This window comes from Amphritea sp. HPY, assembly GCF_050870985.1.
GTDB lineage: Bacteria > Pseudomonadota > Gammaproteobacteria > Pseudomonadales > Balneatricaceae > Amphritea.
Genome location: NZ_CP194015.1, coordinates 4,973,762 through 4,997,166, shown reverse-complemented (window position 1 = coordinate 4,997,166; position 23,405 = coordinate 4,973,762). Strand labels below are relative to the sequence as shown.

Genomic DNA, 23,405 nt, shown 5'->3' with positions numbered 1-23,405 from the left:
TTGTTATAGCTATAGCCCTAAACGCTCGCGCTGATAGCTACCATCCTGAACCCTTTTACACCAAGCCAGGTTATTCAGATACCACTCAACTGTTTTCCGGATCCCTGTTCTAAAGGATTCTCTTGGATACCAGTCTAGTTCCTTTTTTATCTTTTCCGCATTTATTGCGTAACGCAGATCATGACCTGGCCGGTCGGCCACGTACCTTATTAGAGTGTTATAGGAACCATTTGCTGACGGTTTAATTTCATCCAGCAAGCTGCAAACCTCTCTCACAACCTCAATATTCTGAATTTCATTGTGACCGCCAATATTATAGGTTTCACCGATCCGACCTTCAGATACAACTTTGTACAAAGCCCGAGCATGATCCTCAACATACAGCCAATCTCTTACCTGTGTACCTTGGCCATAAACTGGCAACACTTTACCTTCAAGCGCGTTGAGGATTACTAATGGAATTAATTTTTCAGGAAAGTGGTAGGGGCCGTAGTTGTTAGAGCAGTTCGTAATCAGCGTTGGCAAACCGTACGTCCGCTGCCATGCTCTGACAAGATGGTCTGAGCTGGCTTTACTGGCAGAGTATGGAGAACTCGGCTGATAAGCTGTAGTTTCAGTAAACAGGCCCTCCGGATTTTCCAGGTCCCCGTAAACTTCATCGGTTGAAATATGATGAAACCTGAACGCCTCCTTTCTCTGTTCGCCCAGCTCTTGCCAGTATTCACATGAGACTTCTAATAGCGTGTACGTACCTACAATATTTGTTTCAATAAATATCGCCGGACCATCAATTGACCGATCAACATGTGATTCTGCCGCGAGATGCATCACTAAGTCCGGCTTATGTTCTTTGAATACTCTGATTAATTCTAAGCGATTGCAGATATCAACTTGTTCAAATGAATACCTGTCACTCTTGATAGCCTCAACAAGAGACTCCAGGTTTCCTGCGTATGTCAATTTATCGACATTAATCACATGATCATCTGTTTCATTAATAATGTAGCGAATTACTGCCGATCCAATAAAGCCTGCCCCACCGGTCACCATAATTTTCATTATGAATCACTACCAAAGATATCACGTGTATAGACCTTACCTTTCACATCAACTAGCTCATCTGATAGCCTGTTCGCCACAATCAAATTACTGATATCTTTAAACTCATCCAGGTCGCGAATAACACGTGAATTGAAGAAGTGAGACTGCTGCATTGCTGGTTCATAAACCACAACCGTTACCCCTTTCGCCTTAATTCGTTTCATAATCCCCTGGATTGCAGATGCCCTGAAATTATCTGAGCCGGACTTCATCACCAGACGATAGATACCAACAACGGCTGGATTAGTGTTGAGTATAGCCTGTGCAACAAAATCCTTACGCGTTGTATTAGCATCAACTATAGCTCGAATAATATTGCTTGGGACATCCTGATAGTTTGCCAGAAGCTGCTTTGTGTCCTTAGGCAAACAGTAGCCACCATAGCCAAAAGAAGGGTTGTTGTAATGATTGCCGATACGAGGATCCAGACTAACCCCCTCTATAATCTGGCGGGTATCCAGGCCATGGGTCTCGGCATAAGAATCTAACTCATTGAAGTAAGCGACCCGCATTGCCAGGTAAGTATTAGCAAATAACTTAATTGCTTCGGCCTCAGTAGAATCTGTAAACAGTATTTCTACATCCTGCTTAACGGCTCCCTCTTTTAGAAGGTTAGCAAACACTTCTGCCCGTTCTGATTGCTCACCTACAACTATCCGGGATGGGTACAGGTTGTCATACAGCGCCTTACCCTCTCTTAGAAACTCCGGAGAGAAGATCAGGTTTTCTATTGCCAGCTTTTGTTTGATCTTAGCCGTGTAGCCAACAGGTACTGTAGACTTAATGACCATCACTGCTGCTGGATTGATCGCTATAACATCTTCGATTACCGACTCTACCCTGCTGGTATCAAAGTAGTTTGTGTCCGGATCATAGTCTGTGGGCGTTGCAATGATCACAAACTCGGCCCCGCTGTAGGCCGTTTCTTTGTCTAGCGTGGCCCTGAAGTTCAAAGTCTCATTCAGCAGAAACTGTTCGATCTCAGCATCTACGATCGGCGACTTTCTATCATTCAGGAGGACCACTCTCTCTTCTACGATATCGACAGCAATAACTTCGTTGTGCTGCGCTAATAGCATAGCGTTGGAAAGACCCACATAACCTGTTCCGGCAATAGTAATTTTCATCGTGACCTGACTTATGTTAAGTACTTGTTATCTCACAAATTCTCATTCAACCAGTAATCATTCTCTCTTATTAGAAATCAGGAAATTTATTAAACAAGCGAGTGATTAAGATACACCTTCAACATTATATAGAATCGAATTATCGATGTACCACTTTACAACAACAGCGGTCAGAATCTGAACTGAAGTACTCAATTTGAAACATAGCGACAGGTAGAGAGCCTACTTTACTAGTACTTTCAGACTGCCAAGCCCTAGTCTCCTAAACACTTGATAGCGTAACAATAAAGGCAAAAACAAGGTGTCCATTTATAAGCTATTGTAAACCTCCCCTAGAATAGGGGCATCCACATTTAGAGTTCTTCGATGCGTACGGGGTTAATATCGCCCCTTAAACAGGATGCTTTTTTCCAAACTCTACGGCCAGAGGCAGGCCTACATATCCAAGCCCAATGATACCTACGTTCACGCTATTGAGATCCAATATACCATCAGTGACTAACGGATAAATGATACAAATAAATTTGTGCAAATAGTTACATGAAAGCAGCCCTATCGCCCAGACGCACGCTTCCCTTGCCTCTGTTACAAAGTTCAGGAGTTAATCATAAAAAAGAGCACCGCTGCTTCAAGTGCCAAAATACCCACTGAAGAGATAACAGGAAGAGGTAGGCTGGCTAGAAGTTTGAGAGAAGAGAATCTCAGCACAAAGTTAAATTCAAGAAATGCGTTGATCTAACAGACCTTTATATGTATCCACGTAAGACTGGGCCATCTGTTTAGCTGTGAACAATTTACAATAACGAGCCTCTGCACGCTTACCCATCGCATCAGCCTCTTCTGGATTATTCCACAGGTAATCCATGGCATCCCGAAGCGCTGAAGGGTTACTAGGCGGCACCACTACACCTGTTTCTTTATCGATATTTATATACGTAGTTCCGGTACCGATTTCACTGGAGATTAAAGGCTTACCATACATAGCACCTTCCAATAGCGAGATACCAAATGCTTCTGACCGAAGGTGTGATGGAAAAATAACTGCATAGCAAAGTTCCAAAAGTGCTACTTTATCTTCGTCCGATAAGCGGCCGAGAAAATGAATATTTCGCAAACCAAGCTTCGCAGCTTTTTCTTTCAACTCCACCTCGATAGGCCCACTCCCCACGATCACAATTGGATAGCTAGACTTTTGGGCGGCATCGAGAAGTATGTGTAGCCCTTTGTAATAGCGAATCACACCCACGAAGAGAAAAAATCGAGAACCAAATCGTTCCCGCCAGACGTTTAACCTCGCGGTAGATGCTTTAGGATAGCTGCTATTATCGAGACCTATTGGAATGACGCTGGTCTTACTTTTAAAGCCCGAAAGAACATTACTGGTCTGCAGATAATTGGGAGAGGTCGCAACGATGTGATCAACACTATTCAGAAACCGTTGCTGCAGAGGGCGATAGAGCTTTAATAATTGCTTTTGTTTAACGATGTCTGAGTGATAAGTCACAAGACTTGGTTTATTTATTCCTGCGGAAAGATGCAGAACATCAGCAAACGGGTATGGAAAGTGATAGTGAACAAGATCAGCTTCCTTGGCCAACCGCCTAAACCTGTAGAATGCCGAAACAGAAAAAGGAGTCGATGCCAACTCGAAGTTGGAGCGGCAACGGTGCACCAAGTGCCCATTCACATTTATTGTTCTATTTTTTGCAGTACGACTCAAAGCGAATACTTCGGTAGTGACACCTAGTTTAACCGTCCCGATCGCTATCTGATTAATAACTTGCTCGACCCCACCTACAGTATCAGGAAAATAGGTTTTAAAAACATGAAGTACTTTCATTGATAGGTTATTCCATTTACAACTATCACTAATCTAAATAATTCGACTAATTATTGCTAACGTGTAGAAATGCCACCTTCATAGAAGGTGGCTTAACAACGTTTATCCGTAAATCCCATACTGATGATATCTATTTTTTCTCATCTACAGCAATATTATTCCGGCTGCAGTAAGTTTAGAAAACCTCTCCCATCCATCTGATTGGATAACTCTTGTGCTCGCACTCTCTGCCTGGATATCATATCTGCGATGCGCTCACTATCGCTGAGTAATTTATTCATGTGTTTTGCCAAGTACCTGAAATCCTTATCCAGAAAGTAGTTGCCTGCCTCTTGCATAACCTCTCTGATCGCAGGAACTCCATATGCAAAAACAGGTAACCCTGACAACATTGCTTCAAGAACAGGTAAACAAAAACCTTCGTCTTCACTCATTGAGATGTAAGCACTTGCGGACGCATAGCAGCCCATTAACTCTTCATCACTTACATGGCCAGTCCAACGCACTTTATTCTCAGCTATATTCAACTGAGATGTTTCAACCCATTGCAGGTAATCCGAATACGCCTTATCACCAGCCCCCCCGACCAACCACAACTCAGAATCAGCATCAAATTCAAGGTAAGCTGAAAATAATTCCAGAAGATGCTCAATTTTCTTATGACTTTTTATACGCCCAACATAAAGTAGCTTTGCCCCCTTATTTGTAACCTCCTGATTTTTTTCACGAACAAAACAGGAACTCAACAATCTTGGTGGTATTATGTTTACATCTTTTTCAGTCCATCGGGCTTCAACCTTAACGTCCGATTCTAACTGCAATACGAGGGTGCGAGTCTCCCCCTGTGAACCAATAACTTTACTCTGAAGTTTATGGTTCGATTCTGAATCGAAACCATTTTCTAACCCGGTATCTGCTTCAATATCCAATTCAAACTGAGACAACATGGTGCGGGTTGAAGCCAATGAGTTAGCAGCCAGAACATCAAAGCCCTGGAGTTTACTTAGCTGGGCATAAGCCCTGCGACAAACTACGCTCAATTCAGGGTCAAAGACCTGCAACAGTTCAGGCTTAGTAATGCCATGGTAATAAGCCACTCGTTTAGCAAAGGGTATAGATAGCAACTCTTCAAGATACGGATCATAAGTAGAATAAAAGTAAAGCAGCTGATCTTTATCGTATGCTTCATCTCGAAGGTTATCGACTCTATGAACAAAATCATTCAGCGTGAGATCAAAATTTTCAGCATACACTTCTGCCTTTATACCGTTTTGAACCAGCATTCGAAGAATATCTAAGCATAAATTTCCGACTGCATCGCCCGCATAGAGGTTTCGAGTAACAAGGCGAATAGTACTCTCTTTTGGGAAGATATAACCGCTAGTTTCGTATCTCGGAGTATCCCAGTTTCGATTAAAACCTGCACGAAACATTGCAAGGTCTTTGTCATTATTAAAGCCGGCTATTTTATCCAGATACACAATACTGTTGGTAATATTGTCTCGTAAAACTGCATTGACGACAAAACGATCGAAGGCGACCTCCTGTTCGTTAAGCCAATTATTTTGCACAGGCAGATCATCAAGCATCAAATCAAGACTGCCGTTACGCAGCGCAAGACTTCCACTAACACTGTTTTTTATAGAATCGACTGAAAACTGCCACCAACCTAAATGCCCTTCGGGATGAACTGGATTATCCAGGTCATAAATATCGATAACCAAAGAAACATCCAAGCTGGAAGTCCCCTCTGAGAGCTCAAGTTCAAAGCCCCCCCCCTCAGCCAGCACAATATCTTTGCTAACAAAAGCAATCTTAGGCTGAGTCTCTAAAGCATGTACCTGGTTCATGACAGTTCCCATTTATTCTTGACCATTGAAACAAACTTCTCGGTCATTTCTATATAGTGCACCCCATTACTCTGAGATGGTTCAATGTGGGTATTCTCATGGAACTCATTAAATGTGGAAATCATAATCAAATGAGGTTGATTCTCGAGATTTTCCACAAAGCTCATACCTTGTTGATAAGTCTTTCCTTCCAAGCGGGATACTGATCGATAAGGATTACCCACCCGAACATCATCATCAAGTGCAACATCATCGTAACCCGGTGACAGAGAAACCATGCGGTATCTCATTCCGGCCTTATCTGCACCTTGATATGCGGCATTCCAAACCTTATTCCAGTTTTTCTCCTCAGATAATTCAAGTGGCGAGAATGGAGTAAAACCCTGGAATAATCCGAAGGTCAATTTATCTTCATCCACATCACTCGGTAGCCTGAGACTGGTAGCTAAATTTACGTATTGGCTTGTGGCGTTTTTCAATTTACCAATCAGACTCTTATTCCCATCATGGGCGCTGGTCCAGAACCAGAAAAGCACTGGTTTTTCATTGAGACTAAAATAATTTTGGTGACCCGAGTAAAGCTTAGTTACCATACGGATGACACGCTCCAGCTCCGGCACATCATCTGCGTAAGGGTTAAGCTGAACAGCAAAACGTAGCTTGCTGCCGCGCTCTTTAGCAATATCGAATACGTGCTGAATCCCCATTAACTCCAGACCATTAGCTCCGTTAGCATCGACGTGAAGGTTCAATACGACATAGTCCAACCCCATCTGCTCGAACAGGTCAAAGTGATATTCAATGGTCTGCCCTTTGGTCGAGCTATAATATCCAAGCATAGGCTTGTCGCCCACATGACCACTTTTAGGATTGTCATTCCAGTGCGAAGCCCCGAAGCCTTCGCCATACCAGAGGTAGTACTGTATTCCTACCAGGGTTTTCCCATCAGCACTAACTGAAACCTCTTTCCGTCTACCACCTTCTTCATGCCATGTTTCGAGGAGAATTTCTTCCAGTTCCTGCGCCGCGCGCTGCCACGTGTACCGTGGTGCAACTAATCGACCGGCTTCCCCCATACTTCGAGCGACATCCGGATTTTTCTGAAGATAGGTTATTTTTTCCGCGAAAGCTGACGGAAAGGGTGGTACCAAGAATGAGTTATCCGGTTCGCAAGCCTCCATGTACCCTCCCTGGTTAACAGCGATCACCGGTTTACCTGCAGCCATAGCTTCAAGCACCACAATGCCAAACGGCTCTTTTATAGGAGAGAACAGAAAGGCGCAGGCGCGAGCGAGTACCAAACTAAGCTCCCGGTTAGTTAAACCGGAGAGGAAAAACACCCGATTCTCAACCCCCAGTTTTGTGGCTATCTCGATCAGACGTTCCTTTTCCGGGCCTGACCCTATCACCATCAGCTGGGTATCATCTGTCAGCGCGATGGCTTCGATAAGCAGGTTGATCCTTTTATGAGGCCAGAGCTGACTGATTGTTACAAACAGGTTTTTATCCACAGGCAGGTCGATGAACATCTCTGGTTCGACACCAGGGTAAACTATATCGTTTACAGGAGAACCGTATACATCTTCCAGATACTTTGCGGTATAACCACTGTTCGCTACAATCCGTTCCGGCTTAGCAGCTTTATCCATTGCTTCAATGGAACTCAAATACGCGCTATATAAAGAATCTCCAATACGGTCATAGTTATATTTTGGATATATATGGATATTACGTGCAGCGTCTTTACCCACACTCTCAACATTCTGTTCATAGCGCAGGTCATGCAACACACGTAAAGGTTCATGTGGAAACCACACCATCGGGTGTAAGTCGATAATATGGGTTGGCCATAAATGGGTATGATAAAGCTCGTGACGACCAATTTCCTCTCGCCAAACTTTTGGCAGAAGCTGGGCATTTAAAACCATAGAGTGCTCACCCTCAAAATAGGGAGACAACTCAATCCGCTTTACCTGATCTCCAATACCGTGCTCCACAAGGAGCTTGTCGCTAATTTTTGTAGCATAAAGTGTAATATCGTGGCGGTCTTGCCACCGGCTTATACACTCGATCAGATATCTCTCAGCACCGCCATACTTTTCGAGAAATGGGATGATAATTGCCAGGTCCATACGAGGCGTTGAAGACACATCAGAAATCTCAACGGTGGGGTTATCCTTTTTTCGAATCGGCATATAATTTTCAACTAAATAAATATTCGGTGCTGTTTATAAGTGCTATGACAAGAAATTCACACCAACAAGATTAACTTTTTCATTGCCACTAGCTAGTCAATTAAACCTGGGTTATTACTTCTTTCTTTTCCTGAGAACTACTGCGGTTTGGTGATCAGAATACCCATCCTGTATAGAGACCACTTCAAGAGAATTAGTCCAGTGTTTATTTATATAATCGGAAGTATGGAAAATGCGGCGGTAGAATCCGGGCTTCTGACTGTCGACGCCATCCTCCTGCCAACCGACATCAAGGAAACCATCGTTCATCAAAGAGGTGTAGCCCACCGGAGAGAATGGCTCTATCGCTGTTGAGTAGTTTGCCATAACAGTAACGAGGGCCAGGCCTCCTGGCTTGAGTAACCTATTGATTTCTGCCAGCCACATAAACTGGTCGAGCTCTGTCAGATGAGTAAATACAGAGTGACCAATGATCAGGTCGAAGTTTTCGGCCAGCAACTCAGTAGGGAGGTCAGGACCGACCAATGAAAACGATGCTCCGGGAAGGTTGGCTGTACACCATTCAATGTTCACCGGATCAATATCAATACCTGCTACATCGCCATAGTCTTCGTCAATCAGCTGTCGGGTGAGACGCCCACATCCACAGCCCCAGTCAAGAACGCTGATTTCTTTCAAAGAGTCAGAACCCGAAAACTGATGAAATATGTCAGCTAATTTGCCAACAAAGCTCGCCCCAGAGAAGAGAAACCAATCCGCTTCGGATGATCCTATGCGGCGCATATTCTCTCCCTTAGGCAGCGGAAGACTGCTATTGCGAATAGGATAGAACCAGTCCTGATACCAAGGCGTTGCGATTGATCCATCCATTGGGTACTGACTCCCAAATCGAATATGATCAGTATCAGCATATAGCTTCAGGTTGACTGTGCCTTCGAAGGCTACATTTCCTACGAAGGCATAATCTGGATTGAATAAGCCATACTCGACTTCCTGCAATGGCTCTCCATTCGCGGTTAGTACAGCTACTTCTTTTCGCCAGGAAGGAGTTACCAGGATACCGCTGATTCTTAATTTATCATCATCCAGCCTCTGGACAGACATTCTTAACCAGCCCGCTGAAAACACGGTGGCAACCTGACCTGACAATAACCCTCGGCTTTCAAACAAAGGGGTTGCCGATACTTCTTTCTCTCTTGGGGATTGCAACTCTTGCCAAGAGAGACAATATGCTTTGAAACTTAAGCTACGACTGTCTGACTCTATATCCAGAGATTGCTGGAACTCGATCAGCACCCGTTGCTTTCCATCTGCTGGACCGATAGGAATAACCAGCTCAGTATCCTCTTCCCTATTCAAGCCAACGTCAAAAGAAACCTGAGGGGTAGTGATCTTTACTTTTCCGCCGAGTGGACTCCAGCCACCCAGTGTCATCAAGCCACCGCTTGATATGACCTCAATCTCGACTGACTCGCCCAACCAGAAAAAAGGACCTTGATCAGCGGTCTCCAGATCGTACCCACCTGAAACAATCTTAATATCGTCGTTCACTGTAGGGATGATGGCCGCCACTTCAGGTTTCATTTATAAATTCCTTCTTAGTTGTAACTTCGCGGTAAACCAGGCTTAAGCGTCTACTTGCAGACGACCAGGAAAAGCTTCTGCGCACACGTTCTTCCAACCGCTTTACGTCTATAGCAGATAGCTGCCCGCTCAAGGCAGCGCTGACTCCCTGACTGATCGAATCGATGCTTTCAGGATTAACATAAATAGCATCATCGGCAAAATACTCTTGGGTGGAGCCTTCTTTGGTCACCACTAAAGCTGCCCCTTGAGCAGCAGCTTCTAATGCGGCAAGCCCTGGAGTTTCCAATGTGCTCGGTAATACGAATGCCTCGCAGGACTGGTAGGCTGATCTTAATAATTCGGACTCATGCGGCAACGAACCAATATGGATGAGTTGCTCTTCTGCTGTTTCCATCAGATTTTCAAAATAGGCCTGATCTCGAACATGGCCGATCAAGACTAATTTGTAATCAGGAAAAGATTTCATCGCCTGAGCAAGCCGCAGCTGGTTCTTACGTGGCTCGATATTCCCGACATTGAGGATGAAAGGTTGACCAATCCCGAACTCCCGTCGAAAAAGATCTGGGCTCGGTTTATCAAAAAAGATATCGTCGACGCCATTGTAAACTGTCGAAAACTTATCCCTTGGCAGGTCAAGAACCTGTGACAGCATATCGCATTCCATATCCGAGTTGGCTACGACACAATCTGCCAGATCCAGTTGTGTGCGTATTTCACCGATTGGATAAAGATCTTTAGTCTCTTCGGTAATCCAAAGGCTGGAAGACACAATCAGAGGTAAATCCAACTGTTTTACGAAGCCACAGAAATGAGATGACCCACCCACACAAGAAAAAAAGTGAACAAGATTGTACTCGAGAAAACGCGGACTCCATTGATCAAAAGGAATGACTTCTATTCCTTGAGCCGGCAGATGCTTTTGGTAAGCCAGTAGCTGTATTTCACCTCCGCCAGGAGTGTGGAAAGCCATAGGATAAGTAGCAAACATAACCTTCATAAGGTTTTTTCCACAATCTTAAGCATATTATCCATTCGTGCACTCCAGGTATTCTCTCCAACAAAATCGATCGACTCATTCGCTGTCAATTTCCCACGTTTCAACTGTTGATCAATAGCTTTCTCGAAGCTAACAGCATCACTTCCTGCCTCAAGCCCTGCCTGATGGTACCTTGTAAAATCCAAGGGAGTTGACACCACGGGCACACCTGCCGCCAGATATTCAAAATATTTCATCGGAAACATCGCCCTTGTGTAGCCATTAATCAGGGTCGGCAATAGAGCTACATTGACTCCCCGCAAGTAACTTGGCAAAGCTTCATAAGGCCGATAGCCCAGAAAATGTACATTAGGTAGTGTTCGCAAATGCTCGACCAGCGGGCTGGACTGCCCTTCCCGTTCTTCACCGATTAATACGAAGTTCAAATGCGGTCTATTAGCTGCTACTTCGGAGAGAAGCTGGAAATCCACTTTGAAATCAGAAAGCACTCCGATATAGCCGACCCTTGGCTCTGGAATCGCCTGTAAATCATCTGGCAGAGGGGATTTATCAAATGCCTGATTAAAATGACATAAATCCGCTACGTTTGGAAAATAATGCACATTGGAGCAATGAGCGGCACACTTTTCCTGCAAGGCAGGGCTGGTAGTAAAAGCCACTGTCGCATTTCCCAATAAGCGCTGCTCTTCTCTGTTGAAACTATTGGCGTCAATACCCGGTATGGCTGAAAGATCATCCACGCAATGGTAAACCAATGGTCCCACCGTTAAGCCTTTCAGGGTTTCAAGTATGAATGGATGATAAGTCCACACCGTCGGGCTTTTAAAAGACTTTCTTCGCAAAAAACGATGGATCGTTCTACGCAGTAATCCTTGATTGAAAGCTCGTATCAGAGGATGCTGATGCTTAAAGGGAACCACCAGCGGCGACAACACCCATATACGATCTTCAACCTGCCGGACGCCTTGTAACCCACGCTTCAGGCGTCGCTGAATTCTGGAAAGATCACGACCGCTACCAAGATTTGGAGGACGAAGCCCTACACTCTCGATATAGAGCACGCGATACCCTTTCTGCGCGAGTTGTCTGGCAGAGTGCTGCTTATTAGTCCAGTAAGGAGTGTCCCAATCAGCAGTGGAAAAAAGAATTACGTCTTTACTAACCACCAGCAACAACCTCATCCATGAATTTTTCCAGCTCCCCTAGTGAATATGCTTGATTTTGATACCTGACTTCAGGCAGCCTGTTCTCAACCAGTCGGGGGGTCCATACAGCGCTTATATAGCCATTACCATCCAGTGTTAATTCAACCGAATCCTTCAAGGCGATCCAGTCCATAGCTTGATCCTCAGTCAGGAAAAGAACCTTTCCGGTAGAGTTGATGTAATCGATAAACTGGCTATGGGCTTCACACCGGTCTTCTTCAGAAGACCAACCGTAGGCATACCTTGGAGAAAAGGGGTGATCAAGAAAACCAAAGAGGCTTTTACCGCGCTTTGCGATATCAAATGATTCTTTAAAAACTTCTAACGGATCCTCTCCTGTCAGCATGCACTCACCGTGCAACATACATTGCTGGGAGTGACTTATAAAACCATGTGGAGCAAAAGGAACCTCACCGCCTCGCGCAATAAGGTATTCAGGATCATTACATATAATTCCGCCCACAAACCCTGTCAAGCCGGCATTTGCCATGCCTTGAACAGCGTAGGATGGGTTTTGGTGAAACGGTGACACTGCATATTTTACCGAACCCTTTTCACCCAACACACTTTTGATAGATTCAACTGATCGATTAACTTGAGATATAGCCTCCTCATAGCTCCCTCCCCAGTTAACAGGGTGACTCCAGGAGTGCGTTAATACACTCCCTCCTTCAGAGACAAACTCTTTGAGAAATGAGTGATGAGATTCATCTTCGAGTACACTGGCATGGACTGCCAAGGAGAATGGTACAGATTTGTCTTTATATAGCTCATAAAGCTGCTTGGCCGATATAATATCTTCGTCACAATCCAGCCGCATGGTTACACAAGCATCATAACCTGGAGGTATCTCTGAAATCACAGGCAAACATATAGCAGACTCAAAGGCATAGCTGCTAACAAATTCTTCAACTACTAACCATTCTTGAGAGTCAACAGAACCGACAGGTCTGTTAATCCATAATAAACAAGAGCCTGCAATGCTCCAGAGCCCCGCATAGGAAGTGATTGACCGTGAACCGACCCTCACTTCTGCAACGATATTTTCCTGAGGGATTGTGACTTTAGATGAAACTGCCCAGATAGACTGATCCGCTCTGATTGCCCCAAAACCAAGATTATTCCACTCGGCCATAAAGTCGAAACGTTCACAGCGCCTTATCTGGATTGGAGACTTAGCACCGAGTTCATTGTCAGTGTTATAAAAAACGGCAGCCGGACTTTCAGAATAATTATTAGTTTCTGCTGGAAGAGACGCGAATAACGACACTTCATCCCCATTAAAATAAGGAAACGTTTGCACGTTCAGAATTCCCAATAGGTTATCAGGGACTGCCCCAAAAATAATAACCTTTGATCCAGCTTTATCAATGGTAGCTCGAATTAACTCACCCCACTCTGGACGAGGATCTGCAACGACCAGTACGAATGACCTGTCTTCAGACAAATACTGCTTCCATAATGCAACAGAAGCCTCAACAACAACTCCACGAGTGAAAGAACGTCTCAGAGCAGCACCTAAAGTTTCTAACAATCCATTTCTGGCAGATGTTATGACTAAAAGTTTTTTCATTGGGTTACCACATGTCTGAATTTTGCGTGACGCCCAACCCTGGTGAATTCATCATGTCCTACAAAATTCACTTCAAAGCCTTGCCCCCAAAATTCTTTAACTTTGCTTTGAATTTCTTCAGTGTTCGCTGAGGGTTCCGGTACTATCTTCAATATGGGCGGCTTGGATCTCAAATCGATTTGAAATTCCTGAATTCCGCCTACGCGATGATCTAGCATATCCTGTATATGGTGAGTCGGATGATCCACTCCATTTATCGGCACAATATCATGTATTCGGCCAACAACATTTGTTAGATAAAAGCCATCATCCAATGTTTCAACTTTAGCCATATCACCAGTGCAATAACGAATTAATGGCATCAGACGATTTCTAAAGCCGGTAAAGATCAATTGTTCATCACCTGAAGAGTTTTCAAGTGGCTGTGACTCTGGCCAGCCTTCAGAGTCCAATACTTGCAATCCGCCTTGATCTGATAATTCATAGGCCATGACGCCCAGTTCTGCCAATCCATAACGGTCAACCACCCGACACTGGAGCGCTTTTGATATAAGCTCTCTCATATAAGGTTCCAGAAGTTCACCACTTGACTCAAATACTTCAAACGCCTTTGCTGTCCCTTGGGTCTTCTCGATATAGCAGGCAAGCGCATAGACCGTGGATGGATGGGCATGCACCAGATATGCCGGATTCTTTTTAAGTGCTGTCCATATTTCTTCCAGGCCTTGACTATCAACACTATCAAAAAAGATATTGTTTCTATTCATCGCGAAACATTTAAAATCTTCACGTGTAGGCCATTTTTGGGGAACGTCGTCAGGAAATCGACAAGCAAAATGGGTTTCAAATTTATGCTTGCTCTTGCCGATTGCCCTCCTGGCAAACAACGTTACAGCTGACGAGTAATCCGCGGCTATCTGATCATAAAAGATGTGAGCTGAAAGACCGGTGGAACCACCCGTTTTACACACATGATGCCTAACTCTTTCCAACGGAGCTGAGAGCAATCTATCACCTTGTTCTCGAATAATATCTTTCGTTAGTAGAGGAATCTCCTGTAAGTACCTGGTATCTTTTTTTAATTGAGAAACATTAAAAGATATATTTCTAAATAAATCCCGGTAATAAGGCACATGATGAGCAGCAAATTCAATCGTCTCTATTAGCCTTTTTTCTGCGATGAGCTTTCGTTGCTGAAAAGGAAGCCGATAATACTTCTTAAGCTCACGGAACTTAGCTCTTATATCCCTCTTTTCGAGTTTCTCTGCCAACGGATATGCAACTGTGGCGCTCAAGACACCTTGCGAAAGCTTTAAAAACTTCAGACTCATCCAACAGTCTCCATCCGTGGATCAAACTCTTCAACGAATCGCCCATGTTCCAGTCTAAAGGCCCTATTGCAAACATTTCGCAGTAAATCTTCTGAATGGGTTGCTATTACCAAAATTGAGGCATTTTCTACGAAGCTGGTTAGCCTTTGTGAGGCCTTCTCATTGAAGTCAGCATCTCCTACACTCAACCATTCATCCATGATTATGATATCTGCATCTATACTTGTTGAAACAGCAAATGCCAAGCGCAGTTGCATACCGCTTGAATAGGTTCTTACAGGCATATCAAGATATTCGCCTAATTCGGTAAACTCAGCGATTTCATTCATTTTCCCCCTAATTTCCCTGGGAGTGAGGCCCATCATAATCCCACGAAGAAAAATATTATCATAGCCGGATGCATCAACATCCATGCCCAGCGATATATCGAGCAATGATGCCACTCTACCCTGAACATTAAGATAACCTTCTGTAGGTTCGTAAGCCCCTGCCAATGCCCTTAGAAGTGTTGTTTTACCCGAACCATTATGACCTAATAGCCCAACACGTTCGCCCTCACTAATTTTAAAAGAGAGCTGATCATTAGCACGTACGGATACCTTATTACCTGCAGCATGAGCAATACGACCGCCCGTAGTTGCGTTCAAAAGCGTGTTTTTTAAAGACCGGTGCGAATTTGTAAATACCGGAAACTCTACAACCAAGTTTTCTGCTTCAATTAAAGCCATATTAATACCGTTACAACCAGTAGGCGACACGATGTCGGTAGCGCGCAAGTAGGACGTAAGCAAACATAAAACCAGCAACTGTTAGCGCCGTTACTACTCCCCATGAAAAAACCGGAATGCCATTGCCCATCAAAGGCGATCGAACAAGCTCAATAAAGTGAAATGCCGGATTATAAACTGCAACCCACCCCCTATCTTGCAACAACTCTGGTTTCCAGAAAATTGGAGTAAGAAAGAACAGGATTTGTACAAAGTTTGTAATAATTTGATGAATATCTCTGAACCTAGTGCATAACACTCCTAGGACGATACCAAGCCAGATTCCATTTAAGGCAATAAGAAAAATTGAAAATGGTATCGATAGAAGATCAGGAATATTTACTTCAGGCACAAAATACAAAACACAAAATAAAATAACGATGTTATGTAAAAAAATCATTACATTACGCCACACCATTCTGCAAACATGCACAGTCAAAGGCAGTCGAATTTGCTTAATGAGGCCTTCAGACGCTATAAAAACCGTACAGCCTTCCAGGATCATCGTAGACAAAAATGTCCATACAAGTAAACCGGCAGCAACATGAGGTATAAACTCTTGAATACTCTGCCCCAACAACGTTGCATACAAAATACCAAGTGCTGCAACCATAATTGCGCTGCTAATTGTCAACCAAAATGGTCCCAGCACAGATCTTCTATAGCGTTGCTTTATGTCCTGCCAACCCAGGACACTCCATATAGAAGCCTTATTTATACCTCCGAGAAGATCCCGTAAAGCTAAAGAGTACCTTGACTCTTTAACTTTTTGACGGGACTCTAATGGTGTTGTACACAACTCTTCCATCTACAACCTCTAAAAGTAAATATCTATTTATTGCGTTCGTTTAAAAGCGCACGCACAATCCGATTACTCGCTTGCCCATCCCCAAACGGATTTGATCTTTTAGCAATTTCTGCATACAAATTTGGCATTTTTAATAGCTCGGCTACACCTGAATATATCTTATCAGCCGACGTCCCCACTAACCGAACCACACCAGCCTCAATTGCTTCATATCGTTCAGTAGTATTTCGCATAACCAATACTGGCTTGCCTAATGAAGGAGCCTCTTCTTGAATACCACCGGAGTCTGTCAGAATAATGTGGCATTGCGACATCAAAAACACAAAAGAGGGATAATCAAGAGGATCGATTAGAAATACATTTGAGATACCTCCTAAAATACGCTTAACCGGCTCCTGTACATTGGGATTTAAATGAACTGGATAAACAACCCTACAACTCGGGAATTCTTTGGCTATTTTTTTCAGCCCAAAGCATATTTGCTCTAGACCCCGCCCAAAATTTTCTCTCCTATGTCCCGTAACCAATATTATCGACTTTCCATCTTCCATAAAGGGAAATCTAATATCGCAATTATATTCCGAACCTTGCTGATCTAACGTATACAATAAGGCATCTATTACAGTGTTACCCGTAACCACAATATCATTTGCACTTATCCCTTCACTAATGAGATTATTTTTAGATATTTCTGTAGGTGCAAAATGTAAATCAGCTACAGAGCCAACTACTCGCCTATTCATCTCTTCAGGCCAAGGTGACTTTTTATTCCCGGTCCTTAAACCCGCCTCAACATGGAAAACTGAAACGTTCGCATAGAAACCGGCAATTGTCGCCGCAAGCGTTGTTGTAGTATCCCCATGAACACCTATCCAATCAGGGGAAAATTCATCAATAACACTCTCCAATCCTAATAAAACAGATGAAGTTATTACCGTCAGACTCTGACCAGGCTTCATCACATTAAGATCATAATCCGGTGCAATCTTAAAAAAACTCAACACTTGGTCAAGCATCTCTCGATGCTGGGCGGTTATACATGTTTTCACACTAACACCGGCATTTTTGAGTGCAAAATACACCGGCGCCATTTTTATGGCTTCAGGCCGTGTTCCAAATACTAATAGTATCTTCATTGGGACCATCATTCAGATAAACTTAAACATTTTCATTAAACAAGTGCAGATCAAAAACCTACAATAAGGGTTTATCGAGCCATGAAAAAATAGTCACACCTAGCTCTCTAATTCAAGAACACGACCAGTGCAAGAACCGGAGTAGCGGTCTGAAAACCAGATTTACTGCCCGGCTCGACCATACTTATCTTCAAAGCGGATAATATCGTCTTCACCCAGATAATCACCACTCTGCACTTCGATCATTACAAGTTCGATGACACCCGGATTTTCCAAACGGTGTTTATGGCCTGCAGGGATGTATGTCGATTCATTAGTACTTAACAGCAACTCTTTATCGTTGTTGATGATACGTGCCATACCACTTACAACGATCCAATGTTCCGAGCGGTGATGATGCATCTGTAATGATAACGAAGCGCCAGGCTTTACCGAAATACGCTTCATTTTGAAACGCTCACCCTCTTCCAGAGTGGTATAGGTTCCCCATGGGCGATGAACTGTTTGATGATGCAGATGAGCATCATGTCCATTTTGTTTAAGGCGGCTTACGATATGCTTAACGTCTTGCGCCTTATCTTTATGTGCCACCAGAAAAGCATCGGGTGTATCGACAACAATCAGATCATCAACGCCAACCAAAGCTGCAAGTCGATTCTTGCTCTGCACATAATTGCCTTTGGATTCATGGGACATCACTTCACCTTCAAAGCGATTACCATTCTCATCGGCATCTGTCAGATCACTCATTGCAGTCCAGGAGCCGATATCACTCCAGCCTATATCACAAGGCACTGTCACTACTCTTTCGGAGCGCTCCATCAAAGCATAATCAATGGAGATATCCGGCACAGTAGCAAAGCTTTTGGCATCCAGTTTCAGACTTCGATGTTGTTCACTCTCACTAATCCGTGATTGCTCCAATACCGTACGTACTGAATCAATTACTTCTGGCGCATGACGTTCGAACTCTTCAATAATGGTACCGACACTGAAACAAAACATGCCTGAGTTCCAGTAATAATTACCGGATTCTAGATAACTCTTTGCGGTTGCCAAATCAGGTTTTTCAACAAAACGATTAACTCGCATGCCGCCGGGTAGCGGTGCTTCTCTATCGGCTTCAATATATCCAAAACCAGTCTCAGGAGACTCTGGTTGAATACCAAAGGTCACAAGCAAGCCTTCAGCCGCTAACGTCTGGGCCTTAAGGACAGCTTCAGCGAATGCCGGTTGATCTTTAATAAGGTGATCAGCCGCCAGCACTAAAATCTGAGCATTAGTGCCATAAATACTTTCCAGATGAAGCGCAGCCGTTGCCACTGCAGCAGCCGTATTTCGGCCAAAAGGTTCTAAAATGAAGCTTTGCGCACAAGGTAGTGCTGAAGACTGTTGATATTCATCTTCAGTTTTAAAGAAAAGCTCACGATTGGTAACAGTAAGTACTTCTTCGACATTACTTAGCCCACACGCACGGGTAAATGTCTTTTGAATCAGGTTTTCGCCATCAGGCAACGGGATAAAAGGCTTTGAATGGGATACGCGAGAAACGGGCCACAGACGACTACCCACTCCTCCAGACATAATAACGGGGATTAATTTCACGGCAAACATCCTGTTTGGCATATAGAAACAAGTTGCTGAGAGCAACTTGTTTATTCCTTTTTAGGCTTGCTATTTACGATCTGAATAAATAAAGCAGGGCTATCATAGCAGCAAAATCTTTACCTATACAGACACAGCCTAAAATTCGTGCAGACAATATCACAACAAATTTTATTTGTTCAACACCGATACTCATTTTGGGTTGTAAAAGAATCAGACAATGATCGTGTTGATGCTTCAGATCAATCTCCTTTAGGTGATGTCATATCCTGACGATTCAATCCCTAGCAGTATGCCAGACTCATCGGCCCAATCCGGTTGAACCGCTTCTTAGATACAGCAGCCAATAGTAACTTCATGCTACTTACACATCTAAAAGTACAAAAACTTAAACTGTATCAACAACCTTCACTTGAGAAGTGAGTTAAAGTCTTTTACTGCCCTAAGCGACCTTATACGGCCTTATTGACGCGAGAAATCAAAGCAAACTTCTGAACTGAACACAACAGGGGGCACCCATCGCAACTTCGTCTAAGAAAACCAATCAAACCCGCCTGGTTACAGTTACCTGGCAAACATTTGATAACCGAAAAAACCATATTATTGGCACCGGAATCGTAGGCTGCTTAACGACATAGTCTCCCGCTCAATGAGGCTGAGCGGTCAGCCTATCTGGGGCGTGTTGTAAACACAGCTGCCGGTACAACTGATTCCTACCAGCCGAATTCATCTGGCTGCTTTTCTCTATAGCAGTGAGCTTCTAAATAGGGAATTACCCGATGATCATAATATATGGTCTACTAGCGATCCTACTTTAATCACGGCTAGTGACAAGAGGCAGGTTGATCTGATAGTTTCAGGTAATTATGCAAAAGCGTTGGTACAACAACTGACACAGGAACAAGGCTAACTGACTGCAGGTACCGCTGTAACCAATAGCGGACTAATCTAACCTGAAGCAGGCTTGGTTAAGCCGCCTCAGCTCAGCTATCTAAGTTTATCTGATGGTCAAAATCAGGAAAGTTTTCCTGCTCAGTAACTTATACTGCAAAAACTGAATTTGGAAGCTGATCCTAATAGATCAGACCCTTCATGTATTTTTTAGGGAAGGACAAAAGTTGAAAATATCTACTAAGTATGGATTTGCATTTCTATGCAATCCTAAATGTGCATCAACGTCTATTGAAAACGCAATAGACGACATATGTAATATAAAATTCGCAGGTCATCCAAAAATCAAACACATGAATGCCAGGGGGTTTGAGACATACTTAGAAAACTTTCATCTCAAAATCTATCCGAAAATTGAAATAGAGTCATTCTGTATATTTAGAGATCCCTATCAATGGATTGAGAGCTGGTATAAGTATAGAGCAAGAGCAGAGCTTAAAAGTACAAGCCACCCTAATCATAAAAATTATACAGGTGATATTACGTACAATGAATTTATTGAGGCCTATACTAGTAACGGAAAAAGACCTCCCTTTGCCATATTACCCACGCAATTTGACTTCATTAAATCCAGCTCAGATGAAATTTATGTCGACAACATATTTACAGTCGATAACTTAAGCGCAGTGTCAGACTTTTTAGAGGTTAAAACCGGAAAAAAAATCATTATTCCTCAAAAAAACATATCACCAAAACAAAAAGTAGAAGAACTTGAATATAAAACACGAACAAAACTAGAATCACACTTAGAAAAGGATATTACCTTATATAATCATATAAAAGAGACTGGCAGATATAAAAAATCAAGAGATCAGTCTATCATACCAAAAATAAAAAACGCATAAGAAATAAATCTTTAGCATTAATTTGACAAGATGAGCACCCTAAACCAGACAAACACTTTAACGCATTAATCTGAGTATAAAGAAAACAGCGCTATGGCTACAAAAGGCAAGTAGCACAGTTAACGTTTGTAAAAACGTCATTTGAGTAGTAATTAACTCACGAAGAACTAAGACATTTCATCCACCATGTTATAAACAGCTTCATTCCATACAGACAAATCAAAATCAAACCTATCTAACACAAACTGGTACCGGTCAGTCACCGAAGTTTGAAAATCATTAACATCTTGCAAACTATATTTAAACGGCTTGATTGTAGAATTAACTATATTAGAAGCATCAAACTCATGTGGCCGCATATTAAAAAACGAACTTAATTTAACAATTTCAATCTGAGAAAATAAAGTTTCATAAAAACCATAAAAAACTTCATCATTAGAAAACACTTTGTCTATTTGCTGACAAGTATATAAATAATCACTTCGTGAACGATCGCTTGTAGAGTTGAGTGAATCAAACATTTTTTTCGTCATATCGACGCTACTTAATTCGCGTAGACATTTTTTTCGTTTCATCTGCATTCTGATCGCACTTTCAAGACGAGTAATAGGTTCCCTCATTATAAAAACAATCTTAAGAGAAATATCTCGACGTTTAAATTCTTCCTTTATCTCAAAAAGAACTTCACTCGAAAGGCCTGAATAGGAAGGCGTAATATCAGAAGAAAAAGAGTCATCATCCGTCAATATAGAATCAAAATAATCATAGTAGTTTTTCTTGTCAGCATAAAAACTCAGCATTATATTTTTATATTTTTCTAAAAAAAACTCTCCCTCCTGAAAAGGGTAGTTTTTAATTCTTTTAGAAACATTAGCTCTTGCAGACTTACCATCATTCAAATACAAAGCATCAAACAGATGATATTCTTTAGAAAAACCTCTACGGAAATTATCTGATTTAATAATTTGTTTAAACAACCAAGTTGTACCTGCTTTTTGAGCACCAACACCTAAATAAAATGTTCTCATTAGAAACCACCAAAATTCTGTTCAAAAAACGAAGACAACAAGACAGAGTCAGCTTAGAAAAAGCACACGCTAAAAACACTTAACCGGATGCAAACTTAAACATATGCTACACCAACAAAAAGAATACTTTTTACTACTAAGCAAATATACACTACGGTAACAACAGAATAAAAACGACTTAGTAAATAATCATTAGAGTCTACTCTCATACTCCTCAAGCTTACTTTTGATAAATGGTCCTTTTGGTCTACCCAGCTGAGCTAGCCTCATAAGTCGGTATGCAATGTTAATATCAATATTTTCCAATAAAATTGCTGCATCTCTAAAAAGAACGGCATCTTGATCAGAAACCTGCGCGATACCTTTCACATCAAGAATTATTTTTGCAAGATCAGCTACCTGAATCTCGTTTAATGGCTTATTAGAGGCAGCAGGTGGGTTTGACGGAAATAAAGGGTCACTACTTTTCAGGTATTCATTAGCAACCTTAACATTAGAAGCAAGAAAGCTTTTATAAATTGTATTATATTGTTCAATACTAAGATTCGACTCATGCCCGCCAAAGGAGCTTGCTACTCTGCGCAAAGCATTAGCTCTACTTTTATTAACGGACCCGTCTCCGTTATACTTTGGAGATACTGAATTTACAGCCCGCCCAATTACTTTCCCAAAATTAGATAACGATTCATTTTCAATGTTTACCTTCCTATCCACCTTTGAGAGAAGATCTTCATTAATACCGAAGCAAAAATCGTCAATCAAATCATTATTATAAAAACTGCCTTTAGAAAAAACCCTTACACTTAAGCTTTCTGAAGGAAAAACATTGGACCATCTGTTCAAAAAAGAATAATAGTTGTAGTAAGTATTATCAGGTGAACACCTCTCCAAAAAAGATGAAAAATCGATGTTAGAGCCAGATTTTATACCTGTAGAATATAGTGAAGAAGCTAAATCTGACTGTTCCCTGAGGTAACAAATTATTTCTATATCAGTAAAAAACGGGGAAACCAGATCTTTAACTGCAGCCACTTCCTCCAAGGTTTTTAGCCTTGAATGAAAGTGCTCGCTAGTAATAATTACTGAGTGAATATTATCGCTCAATGAATTAATTTCTTTAACAAATGAATTATACAGTTTCTTCTTAAATATTCGCTTTTTTTCTAGGTTATCGATCTGTCTATCAAAATAAAAATCATCATAACTATTCTCAGACATACAGTACGATGGGATAGCCCTATGGTTCTTCTTTCCTGCACACTGCAAAACGTGATAACCACTTTTAGAGAGGGCCTTCTTGTTGGAATACAAAAATTCCTGAATGGAAGTTGTTCCGGTTTTTTCAGTACCGATATGAAGATATAGTTTTCTCATTTAAACATCCAAGCAAGATTAACACAGGATCGATGGCTCGTACTTTTACCCAAGCACATGTGCATCTCCGACAAAAAATTCAATA

17 protein-coding genes are annotated in these 23,405 nt (G+C 42.3%); 1 reads left to right on the top strand and 16 read right to left on the bottom strand.

Annotation, left to right across the window (positions count from 1 at the left end):
- Window positions 1-9: 9 nt before the first annotated feature.
- The 14 genes from rfbB to ACQUQM_RS22110 form a co-directional block, all read right to left on the bottom strand.
- Entirely contained in the window at window positions 10-1,059 is a 1,050-nt protein-coding gene (gene rfbB / locus ACQUQM_RS22175; RefSeq protein ID WP_432472042.1) for a dTDP-glucose 4,6-dehydratase, read from the bottom strand.
- Window positions 1,059-2,228, bottom strand: coding sequence for a nucleotide sugar dehydrogenase (locus tag ACQUQM_RS22170; RefSeq protein ID WP_432472041.1), 1,170 nt, complete (start codon window positions 2,226-2,228; stop codon window positions 1,059-1,061). Before ACQUQM_RS22170 ends, rfbB begins: the two co-directional genes overlap by 1 nt.
- 718 nt (window positions 2,229-2,946) lie before the next feature.
- Window positions 2,947-4,068, bottom strand: a complete 1,122-nt coding sequence (locus ACQUQM_RS22165; RefSeq protein WP_432472040.1) for a glycosyltransferase family 4 protein — start codon at window positions 4,066-4,068, stop codon at window positions 2,947-2,949.
- A 155-nt stretch (window positions 4,069-4,223) separates the two neighbouring features.
- Window positions 4,224-5,918, bottom strand: coding sequence for a glycosyltransferase (locus ACQUQM_RS22160; RefSeq protein ID WP_432472039.1), 1,695 nt, complete (start codon window positions 5,916-5,918; stop codon window positions 4,224-4,226).
- Window positions 5,915-8,113: a glycosyltransferase gene (locus tag ACQUQM_RS22155; protein ID WP_432472038.1), complete on the bottom strand. Its 2,199-nt coding sequence runs from the start codon at window positions 8,111-8,113 to the stop codon at window positions 5,915-5,917. The genes ACQUQM_RS22160 and ACQUQM_RS22155 overlap by 4 nt, the downstream gene beginning before the upstream one ends.
- 114 nt (window positions 8,114-8,227) lie before the next feature.
- Window positions 8,228-9,697 carry a class I SAM-dependent methyltransferase gene (locus ACQUQM_RS22150; RefSeq protein WP_432472037.1) on the bottom strand — a complete coding sequence of 490 codons (1,470 nt, stop codon included), beginning with the start codon at window positions 9,695-9,697 and terminating at the stop codon, window positions 8,228-8,230.
- The gene (locus tag ACQUQM_RS22145; protein ID WP_432472036.1) at window positions 9,687-10,697 is read right to left on the bottom strand and encodes a glycosyltransferase; all 1,011 of its coding nucleotides are present in this window, start codon (window positions 10,695-10,697) and stop codon (window positions 9,687-9,689) included. Before ACQUQM_RS22145 ends, ACQUQM_RS22150 begins: the two co-directional genes overlap by 11 nt.
- Window positions 10,694-11,863 carry a glycosyltransferase gene (locus tag ACQUQM_RS22140; RefSeq protein ID WP_432472035.1) on the bottom strand — a complete coding sequence of 390 codons (1,170 nt, stop codon included), beginning with the start codon at window positions 11,861-11,863 and terminating at the stop codon, window positions 10,694-10,696. Before ACQUQM_RS22140 ends, ACQUQM_RS22145 begins: the two co-directional genes overlap by 4 nt.
- Entirely contained in the window at window positions 11,856-13,475 is a 1,620-nt protein-coding gene (locus tag ACQUQM_RS22135) for a polysaccharide deacetylase family protein (RefSeq protein ID WP_432472034.1), read from the bottom strand. Before ACQUQM_RS22135 ends, ACQUQM_RS22140 begins: the two co-directional genes overlap by 8 nt.
- Complete coding sequence (locus tag ACQUQM_RS22130) at window positions 13,472-14,806, bottom strand: hypothetical protein (RefSeq protein ID WP_432472033.1); 1,335 nt, start codon at window positions 14,804-14,806, stop codon at window positions 13,472-13,474. Before ACQUQM_RS22130 ends, ACQUQM_RS22135 begins: the two co-directional genes overlap by 4 nt.
- Window positions 14,803-15,534, bottom strand: a complete 732-nt coding sequence (locus ACQUQM_RS22125) for an ABC transporter ATP-binding protein (protein ID WP_432472032.1) — start codon at window positions 15,532-15,534, stop codon at window positions 14,803-14,805. Before ACQUQM_RS22125 ends, ACQUQM_RS22130 begins: the two co-directional genes overlap by 4 nt.
- Window positions 15,535-15,544: 10 nt before the next feature.
- Window positions 15,545-16,381, bottom strand: coding sequence for an ABC transporter permease (locus ACQUQM_RS22120; RefSeq protein ID WP_432472031.1), 837 nt, complete (start codon window positions 16,379-16,381; stop codon window positions 15,545-15,547).
- Window positions 16,382-16,404: 23 nt separating this feature from the next.
- Window positions 16,405-17,517 (bottom strand): non-hydrolyzing UDP-N-acetylglucosamine 2-epimerase, encoded by a 1,113-nt coding sequence (wecB, locus tag ACQUQM_RS22115; protein ID WP_432472030.1) that lies wholly within the window; start codon window positions 17,515-17,517, stop codon window positions 16,405-16,407.
- 162 nt (window positions 17,518-17,679) lie between these two features.
- Window positions 17,680-19,122, bottom strand: a complete 1,443-nt coding sequence (locus ACQUQM_RS22110) for a mannose-1-phosphate guanylyltransferase/mannose-6-phosphate isomerase (RefSeq protein ID WP_432472029.1) — start codon at window positions 19,120-19,122, stop codon at window positions 17,680-17,682.
- A gap of 1,118 nt (window positions 19,123-20,240) precedes the next feature.
- Between ACQUQM_RS22110 and ACQUQM_RS22105 the strand changes: the two genes are divergently transcribed.
- The gene (locus ACQUQM_RS22105) at window positions 20,241-20,918 is read left to right on the top strand and encodes a hypothetical protein (RefSeq protein WP_432472028.1); all 678 of its coding nucleotides are present in this window, start codon (window positions 20,241-20,243) and stop codon (window positions 20,916-20,918) included.
- A gap of 167 nt (window positions 20,919-21,085) precedes the next feature.
- Here the strand turns inward: ACQUQM_RS22105 and ACQUQM_RS22100 are convergent, their stop codons facing one another.
- Window positions 21,086-21,946, bottom strand: a complete 861-nt coding sequence (locus ACQUQM_RS22100) for a hypothetical protein (RefSeq protein ID WP_432472027.1) — start codon at window positions 21,944-21,946, stop codon at window positions 21,086-21,088.
- 192 nt (window positions 21,947-22,138) lie between these two features.
- Window positions 22,139-23,320 (bottom strand): hypothetical protein, encoded by a 1,182-nt coding sequence (locus ACQUQM_RS22095; RefSeq protein ID WP_432472026.1) that lies wholly within the window; start codon window positions 23,318-23,320, stop codon window positions 22,139-22,141.
- Window positions 23,321-23,405: the final 85 nt, after the last annotated feature.